The 11,005-nt window shown below is 38.3% G+C and carries 12 protein-coding genes; 4 read left to right on the plus strand and 8 right to left on the minus strand.

Annotated elements, in window-relative coordinates:
- Window positions 1-104: 104 nt before the first annotated feature.
- Window positions 105-1,757 carry a 3-dehydroquinate synthase gene (gene aroB / locus U0839_RS07250; RefSeq protein WP_155565714.1) on the minus strand — a complete coding sequence of 551 codons (1,653 nt, stop codon included), beginning with the start codon at window positions 1,755-1,757 and terminating at the stop codon, window positions 105-107.
- A gap of 163 nt (window positions 1,758-1,920) precedes the next feature.
- Between aroB and U0839_RS07255 the strand changes: the two genes are divergently transcribed.
- From U0839_RS07255 to U0839_RS07265, 3 genes are all read left to right on the plus strand, one after another.
- Window positions 1,921-2,229, plus strand: a complete 309-nt coding sequence (locus tag U0839_RS07255; protein WP_413550379.1) for a hypothetical protein — start codon at window positions 1,921-1,923, stop codon at window positions 2,227-2,229.
- A gap of 14 nt (window positions 2,230-2,243) precedes the next feature.
- Entirely contained in the window at window positions 2,244-3,137 is an 894-nt protein-coding gene (locus U0839_RS07260; RefSeq protein ID WP_413550381.1) for a tyrosine recombinase, read from the plus strand.
- A 106-nt stretch (window positions 3,138-3,243) separates the two neighbouring features.
- Window positions 3,244-4,200, plus strand: coding sequence for an acetyl-CoA carboxylase carboxyltransferase subunit alpha (locus tag U0839_RS07265; RefSeq protein WP_122123833.1), 957 nt, complete (start codon window positions 3,244-3,246; stop codon window positions 4,198-4,200).
- 13 nt (window positions 4,201-4,213) lie between these two features.
- On the opposite strand, the gene U0839_RS07270 is transcribed toward U0839_RS07265, so the two are convergent.
- Window positions 4,214-4,972 carry a competence/damage-inducible protein A gene (locus U0839_RS07270; RefSeq protein ID WP_413550383.1) on the minus strand — a complete coding sequence of 253 codons (759 nt, stop codon included), beginning with the start codon at window positions 4,970-4,972 and terminating at the stop codon, window positions 4,214-4,216.
- 202 nt (window positions 4,973-5,174) lie between these two features.
- Between U0839_RS07270 and U0839_RS07275 the strand changes: the two genes are divergently transcribed.
- Complete coding sequence (locus U0839_RS07275; protein ID WP_413550384.1) at window positions 5,175-6,086, plus strand: SMP-30/gluconolactonase/LRE family protein; 912 nt, start codon at window positions 5,175-5,177, stop codon at window positions 6,084-6,086.
- Here U0839_RS07275 and U0839_RS07280 read toward each other — a convergent pair.
- The 6 genes from U0839_RS07280 to U0839_RS07305 all read right to left on the minus strand — a co-directional run bounded on the left by U0839_RS07280 (window position 6,075) and on the right by U0839_RS07305 (window position 10,895).
- Window positions 6,075-7,082: a bifunctional GNAT family N-acetyltransferase/(deoxy)nucleoside triphosphate pyrophosphohydrolase gene (locus U0839_RS07280; protein WP_413550385.1), complete on the minus strand. Its 1,008-nt coding sequence runs from the start codon at window positions 7,080-7,082 to the stop codon at window positions 6,075-6,077. The two genes, U0839_RS07275 and U0839_RS07280, sit on opposite strands and share 12 nt — an antisense overlap.
- A gap of 63 nt (window positions 7,083-7,145) precedes the next feature.
- Complete coding sequence (locus U0839_RS07285; RefSeq protein ID WP_155565708.1) at window positions 7,146-7,895, minus strand: TlyA family RNA methyltransferase; 750 nt, start codon at window positions 7,893-7,895, stop codon at window positions 7,146-7,148.
- A gap of 28 nt (window positions 7,896-7,923) precedes the next feature.
- On the minus strand, window positions 7,924-8,832 hold the full coding sequence (locus U0839_RS07290) for a polyprenyl synthetase family protein (RefSeq protein WP_413550386.1): 909 nt from the start codon (window positions 8,830-8,832) through the stop codon (window positions 7,924-7,926).
- A 17-nt stretch (window positions 8,833-8,849) separates the two neighbouring features.
- A complete protein-coding gene (locus U0839_RS07295) occupies window positions 8,850-9,080 on the minus strand; it encodes an exodeoxyribonuclease VII small subunit (protein WP_110438302.1) in 231 nt (76 codons plus the stop codon).
- 101 nt (window positions 9,081-9,181) lie between these two features.
- Window positions 9,182-9,406 carry a sulfurtransferase TusA family protein gene (locus U0839_RS07300; protein ID WP_155565706.1) on the minus strand — a complete coding sequence of 75 codons (225 nt, stop codon included), beginning with the start codon at window positions 9,404-9,406 and terminating at the stop codon, window positions 9,182-9,184.
- 67 nt (window positions 9,407-9,473) lie between these two features.
- A complete protein-coding gene (locus U0839_RS07305; RefSeq protein WP_155565705.1) occupies window positions 9,474-10,895 on the minus strand; it encodes an amino acid permease in 1,422 nt (473 codons plus the stop codon).
- Window positions 10,896-11,005: the final 110 nt, after the last annotated feature.

Genomic DNA, 11,005 nt, shown 5'->3' on the forward strand with positions numbered 1-11,005 from the left:
GATTTTCAGATATTCGGCACTTTATAAAAGATTTTATTGAATGACAATCTTTCATATATACTTTATTGATTAGAATTAATTCATGTGTTTTATATGCAACAATTTTAGTCCTGTATACAACCGTCCTCGATTAGGAGACTGTACAGCTGTTTTTCACTAACATCTTGTGATGTGAAAGCTTTTCCTATCCCATTGACAAGTATAAACGTTATTTTATTGTTTTGGCTTTTTTTATCATGTTTCAAATGATTAAGAAGATTTGAGGCCCGTATGGGTTGAGAAAGCCTTTTTATTGTAACAGGTAGGTTTACAGATTCGAAATGATGGATGACACGTTGTGTGTCTTTCTCCGGACATATTCCCATTTGGGTGCATAATTTGAATATCAGGCAGCAACCCAGTGCAACGGCTTCTCCGTGCAGTAAACGACCATCATAACCCAGTTCCGCTTCCAGGGTATGTCCCAAGCTGTGACCGAGATTCAGGAGGTTTCTGCCTGTCGATTGCTGTTCATATTCATCATTTTGAATAATCCTTGCTTTAAATTGACAAGCCATTTCGATGGCCTTGGCCAGACAGGCATGTTCTTTACTTATGACTTTTTTACCGTTTTTTTCACACCATTTGAATAATTCTGGATCATTGATCAAACCAGCTTTAACAATTTCTGCATAACCGGCCTGTAATTCTCTTTGGGGGAGTGTGTCCAAAATCTTTGTATCTGCGAGAACGGCTTCTGGTTGGTAAAAGGCCCCAAGCAGATTTTTACCCACCGATGTATTGATACCGGTTTTTCCGCCTACGGAAGAATCGACTTGAGAAAGCAGGGTGGTGGGGATTTGAATGAATGGCACTCCACGTAACACGGTGGCTGCTGAAAATCCTGCCAAATCTCCTGTAACACCACCACCGAATGCCAAAATCGTTGAATTTCGCTCAACCCCTTTTTCTAACAATGTTTGCGTGACTTTTTCATAATATTGAAAAGATTTTGTTTTTTCACCAGGAGGAAGCAGGATAACCTCATAATTTACGTGTACTAAATCAAGACTATGGATAAGTTTGTCCAGATGAAGGTCGGCAACTGTCTGATCCGCCAGAATAAAAACTTTCTTTTGCTTTAATAAAGGTAAAATCAGTGTTCCACATTGCTGTAATATATCAGAACCAATGATTACGTCGTAATGATTTTTTGACAGGGTTATGGGTAAAATATGCATTTTACTTGAATTTTCTAGAGCTGAGATAACAAGATTAATTGTTGTATCAATGTCTTTATCCTTACATTCAACGACAATATCTGCCTCGGCATAGACAGGGTAACGTTTTTCCATAAGGGAGGAGAGTATCTCTTTTTTATTATCGACATTCAATAAGGGGCGGTTGGTATTTTTGGAAACGCGCTTGAAAAGTGTTTCCAGATCACAATGTAGCCAAAGGGTGGTTGCTTTTTCCTTTAAGGTTTTTCTTGTCTCCGGATGCATGTAGGCTCCACCACCTGTTGCGAGAATCAAGGGGGCTTGATCCAATAAACGTTGGATAACCTGGTTTTCCACACGACGGAATTCCTCTTCTCCATATTGTTCGAAAATATCGGCGATACTGCATCCAGCCGTAGTTTCTATTTCTTTATCCGAATCGATGAAGGGTATGGAAAGCAAGTCTGCGATTTTTTTACCAATCGTTGTTTTTCCAGCCCCCATCAGACCGATTAAAACAAGTGGTCGATTTAGTAATTTGCTAGGTATATCAGTCATGTGGCCGATCAAATACAGGAATAAAAATTGATAAATTGAGATTTTATTTAATTTTTGAGAGAATTTATAAAATCCAGACTATTAAAAATTAATTGTAGTATGGTATGAAATCAAGCTGTTATTATTAAAACATCAACGAGTAATTTTACATCAGGAAGCCATAATGCGTCGATTATTTGTTATTCTCTTTGGATTAATAGTTATATTGCTTGTGGCAGGGGTAGTGTTTTTTGGCTTGCAAACACCCGAAACGCCGATCAGAGAAGTTCACAAGGTTATTTCCATTCCCAAAGCCCAGCAACATACAACTTTGCCATCTGTACCTGTTGTCCCTGGCGCTCCCCCCATTATCGTTCCCTACAACAATGCAAACGCTCATAATGCTTCAGCGCGTGCTCCGATAAACACTCCAACAATTCCCCAGCCTGGAAAAGTTCCTGGAAATGCGTTGAATACAATGCCCAATCAATAGATTTTGAATAAATCATGAACAGGGATCTGATTGATTTCTTTTTGGAAATGCTGGTGGCAGAGAGAGGGGTTACCGCAAATACATATCAGGCCTATCAAACTGATTTAAAAGATTTTATGGATTATTTGCAAGCCAGAGATCTAGAAATAGACAGGGTTTCTAAACGTGATATTCATCAATATTTTGAATTTTTGGGTCGAAAGGGAAAAACAGCGCGAACAGCAATAAGAAGGTTGTCATGTCTGCGTCAGTTTTATGGTTTTTTGGTTCAGGAGAATATTTGCTCCGATGATCCCACTTATTTAATGCAATCCCCCTGTTTGCCACAATCATTACCCAAATATCTGAGCGAACAGGAAGTTTTTAACCTGTTATCAGCAAGTGAATTCCTTGACGATTACAGACGATCACTTGTTGCCAAGGCAGCTTTGGAAATTCTGTATAGTTCGGGATTACGCATATCTGAGTTGTTATCTCTGCGCAAGGACCAGATTCAGCAAGCAACAAAAATTTTGCGAATATACGGAAAAGGCAGACGTGAAAGGTTAATACCTGTTTCAGATGCAGCGGTAAAAGCGGCATTGGTGCTTAAAAAAAACGATGCGAGTTTAAAGAGTGTCTTTCTGTTTCCTGGACGAAACCCGCAAAATCATTTAACGCGGCAGGGATTTGATAAAATATTGTTCGAAGTTGCATTAAAGGCCAATCTTGATCCTTGCAGGCTGTCTCCCCATGTTTTACGTCATTCATTTGCCAGTCATATGTTGGCACATGGGGCAGATTTGCGTTCATTGCAGATGATGTTGGGGCATGCTGATATTTCGACGACACAAATTTATACCCATTTACAGACTGAACACCTAAAAAAAATAGTGCAGGATTTTCATCCCCTGAGTATGAAAAAATAATTTTATTAAAAAAATATTGTAATTTATACAATTAAAAATTTATTTGATTGATAATATACATTACACTGATCTGTTATTAACGTTTAATTGGTAATCTTTTATAATCATGCGTCAATTTTTGGACTTTGAAAAATCCGTTGCAGAACTCGAAAATAAAATTTATGAATTGCAACGTGTTGAAACCGCCACAGAAATTAATATTGCCGAAGAATTGCAAACGCTTACGGAAAAGGCTGAAAAACAGCTGCGAGTTATATATAACAAACTAACACCTTGGCAAAAAGTTCAGGTGTCACGACACGCGCAACGTCCGCATGCTTTGGATTATATCAAAGGTATGATTGAAAACTTCATGCCATTGGCAGGGGATCGTCTTTATGCAGAAGATCATGCCATTATCGGTGGATTGGGAAGATTCAAAGGGCAATCTGTTGTTGTGATAGGGATAGAGCGAGGTTCCGATCTTGATACAAGACTAAAGCATAATTTTGGGATGGCCAGGCCTGAAGGATATAGAAAAGCTCAACGTTTAATTAAACTGGCAGGACAATTTAATTTACCGATTATCATGTTGATTGACACGCCAGGAGCATGGCCTGGGATTGATGCAGAACAACATGGTCAGGCTGAGGCCATTGCAAAATCAATTGAGACATGCCTTAGGGCAACAACTCCCATTGTCTCCGTTATCATTGGTGAAGGTGGATCGGGAGGGGCAATCGCTCTGGCAACGGCTGACAAAATTCTGATGCTTGAACATGCGATTTATTCAGTTATTTCTCCTGAGGCTTGTTCCTCCATATTATGGCGGGATGCATCACAAGCGGCTCAGGCGGCAGGCGCATTACGTTTGACGGCTCAGGATTTGTTGAAATTCAAATTAATTGATCAAATTATCGAGGAACCGGTTGGTGGAGCGCAACGAGATCCAGAAACTGCGATCAGTAATGTTCAAAAGGCGATTGAAGCTGCATTTGGCGAACTCGCCTTAGTTCCAGAACAGGTTCTTCAGGCTAAACGTAGAAATAAGTTCCTTGCCATGGGGCGTGAGGAAATAAACTAGTTAAAACCAGGGTTCAAATGGGCTCACCTTCGTGTGGGTCGTATCCCATCCGGATAAACAACTGATGGATTTGTTGAGCGGCACGCTGAACGGCATCTTGGTCCTGACCTTTGACAACCAATGCTATTCCATTTTGATCTTCATTTTTATAAAATGGATAAGATCCAATATCAAGGTTATGAAATTGATCCTGTATATGTGCTAGATCATGCGCAATTTTGCCTTCAGAGGCATGAAAAGCGTACCAGCTTTTTGAAACAATTGGCTTGCCATGGTGTAAGGTGGGCAATATTTGATCAAACATTGCACGCATGATTTGGGGAACGCCAGCCATAACATATACATTGTTGATTACATATCCCGGCGCTACGGATACAGGATTGGGAATGGGCGTAGCCCCTAGTGGGAAACGAGCCATTTTTCTATGGGCGTCATTATATTTTTCCTTGCCAATATGTTCTTCCAATAATCGGGATATTTCTGGATGAATTGGATTGGGTACACCAAACGCCTCTGCTATAGCCTCGGAAGTTATATCATCATGGGTAGGACCGATTCCCCCTGTAGAAAACACATAATCATATGCAGCACGTAATTCATTAACTGTTTTGATGATTATTTTTTGATCATCAGGAATGATACGGGTTTCTATGAGTTTAATTCCGGAACAGGTTAATCCTTTCGCAATATAATTTGTATTCACGTCTTGGGTACGGCCTGAAAGAATTTCATTTCCGATAACCATAATTGAAGCAGTTGGATTTAGAGTCATTTTACAAAAGTCCAATTGTTAAAACGGTTACAATATTTAAGTACTGAAAAATTACAGAGAATTATATTTAAAATTAAGAATTGTTTAAGAAAATTCCAAAGTAAATGTTTAGTATAAACAGTTTTATGTTAAAATAATTATTATTGCAAATATTGAATTTCTTTTTGTTTAATTTAAAAAGCCTTTCAAAAAGGGGTTTATAATGATTACAATTAATTCGTCATGTCCATCCGCCATTTGGGAAACCCAATCAGAATTGGGGGAGGGGGTTATGTGGAATGCCTCTGAAAAAGCGGTTTATTTTGTTGATATTGAGGGCAAAAAAATTCATCAATACCGCTTAAATGACAATCAGAAGAAAAGCTGGAATACTCACAAGAAACCTACATTTTTTTTTCCAACCAATCAATCTGTTTATTTATGCGGTATGGAAGACGGTTTATATTGGTTTAGCCTATTTAATGGCAGTGTGACGTTATTTTATCCCTTAGAGGAAAAATTTCCAAATAATCGAATTAATGATGGATATGTTGATGCCAAAGGTCAACTTTGGTTTGGATCAATGGATGAAAAAGAAAAAAAATTAACAGGATCCCTCTATTTGTTAAAATGGGATCAGGCTAAACCTTATGTAATAAGGCAGGATAGGGAATATGCGGTACTTAATGGGCCTGTAATTGATGAAGACAAACAGATCCTATATTGCAGTCATTCCAATGCACATGAAATTTTTTCGTTTGATATTGAAGATGGGCAAAAACTTGCAAACAAACGACTTTTTTTAAAAGAAATGGAAGGATATCCTGATGGCATGGCGCTTGATTGCGAGAACAATCTGTGGGTTTGTCTTTATCAAGGATATAAAATAAATGTCTATTCCTCTGATGGACAAAAATTGAAATCAATAGATTTTCCTTGTCCGAATTTAACCAAAATAGCTTTTGGTGGTAATGATTTAAAAACGGCTTTTGTTACATCGGCACGTGCCAAAATATCAAAAAAAGATCTTGAAAAATATCCAAAAGCTGGTGCCTTATTCACTTTTGACAATAATATTGCTGGAAAAAGGCAGAATATTTTTCATATTCCTGACGAGGTAAGATTAGAAGAGTAAATCCTTCAAGAGTGGAATAAATGGTTTGTCAGCCTCCAAGACAAGATAACGGTCAAGCTCATTGGCGGTAACCCATGCAAGTTGCTGTTTTTCTCTTGGTATGGGGTCATTTTTCCAACGATGACATACATATAATGGCATCAATAAATGAAAATCCTGATATTCATGGGATGCGAATGTGAATGGGGCGAGACAGCTTTTAGAAATATCGACATTTATTTCTTCTTTCAATTCTCGAATCAATGCTGTTTCAGGTGTTTCCCCAGGTTCAACTTTTCCGCCTGGAAATTCCCACATTCCTGCCATTGATTTTCCCTCCGGACGACGGGCGAGTAAAAGCCTCCCTTCAATATCAATAAGTGCGGCGGCTACAACTAACAATATTTTTTTTTCTTTTGATGTATAAATACTTTGATTGGGTTTGAGATTGTTGGGACAAATATCTTCCCGTTGTAAAAGGAAATATGAGACGGGTTGTTCAACAGCACGAGCTAAAAATTTCTCCTTGCCCTGACCATAGGGTTGAAAATCACATTTTTTCAAAACCGCTATAGAGGCAATATTGTCATCAGCGGCAGTGGCATGAATGTAATTGATATTTAGATTGGCTAACGCCCAATTTGTTAAGCGTTTCAAGGCTCGGGTAGCGATATTATTGCCCCAGTATCTCTGAGCAACCCAATATCCTATTTTGGCAGATTGTTCTGCCATATTCAGGGTTAAACCTATACAACCTACAACTGTGTTCGGATTGGTTTGTGTATCGATAATTGAAAAGTGATAGGATTGTCCTGCCTTGATTTGCTGAAGGGTGGCTTCAAACCATTTTTCCAATAATTCTTGTGGGTAAGGAAATGGCACGTCACTCAGCATTTTTGCAATATTCCAATCATTAATATGATTATGTATGCTTTTGATATCCTTTTTTTGGATCAATCGTAAAAGATATTGATCAATTTGTAAGGTTGGAATGGATAAATGCTGATGTATAACCATTTATAAACACTTTGATTCAAAAAATTAACTTTAAATAATATAAGGGAAAAGTTGTTTTATGATTTACGGGGATTCTTTACGTGCGGCTATTAGAAATTCCTTATTGCCTTCAGGACCGGTAATGGGACTAGTCTCAATTCCCAATACTTGCCAGTTGGGCAGATTTTGCCACCAATTATTAATGTCCTGGCAAATTTTTGTATGAATCTCAGGATCGCGGACAACCCCTTTTGATCCAATATGTTCGCGTCCAGCTTCAAATTGTGGTTTGATCAACGCCATTGCCCATCCGCCAGTTTGACACAGGGATAATGCGGCAGGTAAAATTGTTTTTAGACTAATAAAGCTTGCATCACAGACGATGACTTGAACGGGATCCGGAATTATTTCCGATGTAAGATAGCGGGCATTACATTTTTCTTTCACGATCACTCGTGTATTCTGACGTATTTTCCATGCCAATTGTCCGTGCCCAACATCGACTGCGTATACCTTATTCGCTTCATTCGTTAATAAAACATCGGTAAACCCTCCTGTGGAGGCCCCGATATCAAGGCAATTTAATCCCCTGGGGGATAAATTGAAAGATTTCAATCCATGATCCAGTTTTAGACCACCACGCGATACCCAAGGATGTTCTTGATTTTTAATGATAAGTTCAATGGTTTCAGATACGATATCCCCTGCCTTTTGAATTCGACGATCTTTCGTAAAAACCAGCCCCGCCATAATCAAGGCCTGCGCTTTTGTACGACTTTCAACCATGCCTCTTTCAAAGAGAAGTATATCGACGCGTTTTTTAGTGTTAGCCATTATTGAATGGGTATTTGTTTATTGTAAATCAATTTCTTCTGGTAATAACATAATTTGCCAAAGCGCGTAAATTATCGGCGGCGGATCCGAAAGGTTCTAAATGACGGATAGCTTTACTGATAAGTCTGTTTGCTTCCTTTTTTGCATCTTCAATTCCAAGCAAAGAAACGAATGTTGATTTTCCAGAGGCATTATCCTTACCGGCTGTTTTACCAAGTTCCTCTGCACTTGCCGTGGCATCAAGAATGTCATCAGCGATCTGGAAAGCTGTTCCCAAATCTCGACCATAGCTGATGATATGATTGCGCAAGTCGGCATTTGCCTGGCCTAAAATGGCTCCAGCTTCAGCGGAATAACAAATTAGGCGGCCTGTTTTCATGGCATGCAAGTTGATTACCTCAGGAAGGGTCAGATGACGATTTTCACCTTCCATATCAATAACTTGTCCACCGACCATACCATTGGATCCACTTGCTTCAGCAAGGGACTTAAGCAGTTCAATACGAATATTCGGGTTTTCGTTTACATCTTCCCACGTTAAAATTTCGAAGGCTTTGGTTTGTAAAGCATCACCGGCAAGAATGGCAATCGCCTCACCGAATTTTATATGGGTGGAGGGTTTCCCCCGACGCAGATCATCATCATCCATTGCCGGTAAATCATCATGAATTAATGAATAGGCATGAAGCATTTCAACAGAAGCGCCCACATAAAGCGCGCTTTTCATTGGGATATTGAAGAGAGAGGCGACTTCTGTAACAAGATAACCCCTTAATCTTTTTCCTCCCCCAAGTACAGCGTAGCGCATTGCCTCAATCAGATTTGCCTCGCCCCCCTTCATTCTGGGAAGGAATTTATCAAGTGTTGTTTCAAGGCTTTGGGCACGTGATGAAAGCGATTGATTAAGAGACTGATTTTGTGCTTCAACAGAAGTCATGGTAATTAACCCTAAATTTATTCAATAGTTTCAGTATCAAGGCTTTGGTTATCTTTTTCGACAATCATTTTTACCCGAGCCTCGGCTTCATTTAATTTTTTTTCACAATAACGTCGAAGTAAGGCACCGCGTTCATAAGATACGATGGCTTCTTCAAGTTTTTGTTGTCCAGTTTCCAAATTATGAACGATTTTTTCCAATTCATTCAATGCATCCTCAAATGAAAGGGAAGAGAGATCATCTGTCATGTTGAGCTTCCAACAAGTTTATATCTGATAAATATTATTTCTTTATACCTCTTTTGAAAAAAGAAACCAATTTATAGATTTAAAAATTGTTTTGTGCAATTTTACTTTTTTTTAATCAGAAAAGATAAATTATTTCCTTGTTCTGAAAAAGCAATCAGTGAATGACCAGTTTTACGACAGAATTCATGAAAATCCTTGATTGTATGACGATCTGTCGCCAAGACACGTAAACAATCCCCAGGTTCAAGAGTTTGTAAAACCCGATTAGCCTTCAAAATAGGTAAGGGGCATCGCAATTCTTTGAGATCTAAAATAATTTCACCCATATCAAACCCTGTAACTATAAATTAAAAAACATTATCAGAATTATAAATATGAGCAAATTGATGAATTTTAAACCACAGATTTGATTTTATTGTATCGACACATAATGATTCGACAGATACTTATCAAAATTAAGGTAAGGCAGCTGAGTGTAATTTGATTTCGACTGTCATGATTAAAAAACATGGAAAGAATCACCATGGCAAACGACATGATTGTAAACCAGGATAGATAAGGGAAAAACCACATCTTAAATGTTAGTTTTTGTTTGGTTCGTTCCAATTTTGAGCGAATTACGATTTCAGATAAACCTATTGCAATATAGACAAACAGGATAATGGATCCAGCGCAGCTTAAAATATAAGTGAAAAAAACTTTTGGCGAAATTACCGAGAAAATCGAAATTATTATACCGATGATGGAGGCGGTAATAATTGCTCTTTTGGGAACTCCATTTTTATTGGTATGAATTAGCCATCTGGGTGCATCATTAAATTCTGCGAGTTCAAAGAGTGTACGGGAGGTTGCGTAAATAGATGAGTTTAAGCAAGAGAGAATAGCAATCAGGATGGTCATTGCCATAATATCCGAGGCATATGGAATTTCAAGCTTTTGCAAAACCATTAGAAAAGGTGATATCCCCGGGATTACGTAATTCCAGGGCAGGATAGAGACAATAATTCCAATTGAAATAACGTAAAAGGTGATAACTCGGAAAATAATTGTTTTACTGGCATAAGCGACATTCTCTGCAGGTTTATCGGATTCAGCTGCCGCTATGGTAGCCACTTCGGATCCAGTAACTGTAAATAGAATGGTTGGAATGATTGTGAAAACGGCAAGAATGCCTTTTGGAAAAAAGCTTTGGAAATGCCATATATTATTAATTTTTGTTGTGTAATATCCACCCAAATGGCTTATTGCTATACCGCCAAGAATAATAAAGGCCGTAATGGCTAGGATTTTAAGCAGGGCAAACCAGAATTCAAATTCACCATATCCTTTGACAGAAAATAGATTGGTTATCATCATGATAATAACCAATAAAGGTCCCAGAACCATGGTTGCCAGAAATGTGTATTGTTCGGGAATATGCATGTAATGTAGTAAAATAATTCCACCGGCTATGGCCTCGGCAGCAATGGCAGAAATCCAGAAAAGCCAATACCCCCATCCTAATATAAATGTAACATGATCGCCAAGTCCACGGCGGATATGATTGAGAAAGGAACCTGCCTCTGGTTTTTCAATAACCAATTCGCCAAGCATTCGCATAACAAAAAAAATGAGAAATCCAGTAATGACATAGGACAAAAGAACAGCAGGTCCCGTTTGCTTAATTGAGGCAGAGGCACCTACAAAAAGGCCGGCCCCAATAATACCACCGATAGAGATCATGATAATATGGCGGCGTTGGAGGGTGTGTGCTAATTGCCCATCGGAATATGAAAGGGCTGTTTTTTCTTGAGATTTTTTTTCTTGCAATGCCATTTTCCCATATTAAAATTTGTAGATTGATTTTGTAATAATAAAAGTTATGTAATATTTAATCCTGAAATAGGAGGTATAAAGGAATTTTAATTATCTTTAAAGATAGATAA

It is taken from the genome of Commensalibacter sp. A3DC (assembly GCF_047307945.1).
GTDB lineage: Bacteria > Pseudomonadota > Alphaproteobacteria > Acetobacterales > Acetobacteraceae > Commensalibacter > Commensalibacter melissae.

What these genes read in the sequence shown, in the direction of transcription:
- aroB (WP_155565714.1), bottom strand. Translation starts at nt 1,757, where the DNA reads ATGACTGATATACCTAGCAAATTACTAAATCGACCACTTGTTTTAATC.
- U0839_RS07255 (WP_413550379.1), top strand. Translation starts at nt 1,921, where the DNA reads ATGCGTCGATTATTTGTTATTCTCTTTGGATTAATAGTTATATTGCTT.
- U0839_RS07260 (WP_413550381.1), top strand. Translation starts at nt 2,244, where the DNA reads ATGAACAGGGATCTGATTGATTTCTTTTTGGAAATGCTGGTGGCAGAG.
- U0839_RS07265 (WP_122123833.1), top strand. Translation starts at nt 3,244, where the DNA reads ATGCGTCAATTTTTGGACTTTGAAAAATCCGTTGCAGAACTCGAAAAT.
- U0839_RS07270 (WP_413550383.1), bottom strand. Translation starts at nt 4,972, where the DNA reads ATGACTCTAAATCCAACTGCTTCAATTATGGTTATCGGAAATGAAATT.
- U0839_RS07275 (WP_413550384.1), top strand. Translation starts at nt 5,175, where the DNA reads ATGATTACAATTAATTCGTCATGTCCATCCGCCATTTGGGAAACCCAA.
- U0839_RS07280 (WP_413550385.1), bottom strand. Translation starts at nt 7,082, where the DNA reads ATGGTTATACATCAGCATTTATCCATTCCAACCTTACAAATTGATCAA.
- U0839_RS07285 (WP_155565708.1), bottom strand. Translation starts at nt 7,895, where the DNA reads ATGGCTAACACTAAAAAACGCGTCGATATACTTCTCTTTGAAAGAGGC.
- U0839_RS07290 (WP_413550386.1), bottom strand. Translation starts at nt 8,832, where the DNA reads ATGACTTCTGTTGAAGCACAAAATCAGTCTCTTAATCAATCGCTTTCA.
- U0839_RS07295 (WP_110438302.1), bottom strand. Translation starts at nt 9,080, where the DNA reads ATGACAGATGATCTCTCTTCCCTTTCATTTGAGGATGCATTGAATGAA.
- U0839_RS07300 (WP_155565706.1), bottom strand. Translation starts at nt 9,406, where the DNA reads ATGGGTGAAATTATTTTAGATCTCAAAGAATTGCGATGCCCCTTACCT.
- U0839_RS07305 (WP_155565705.1), bottom strand. Translation starts at nt 10,895, where the DNA reads ATGGCATTGCAAGAAAAAAAATCTCAAGAAAAAACAGCCCTTTCATAT.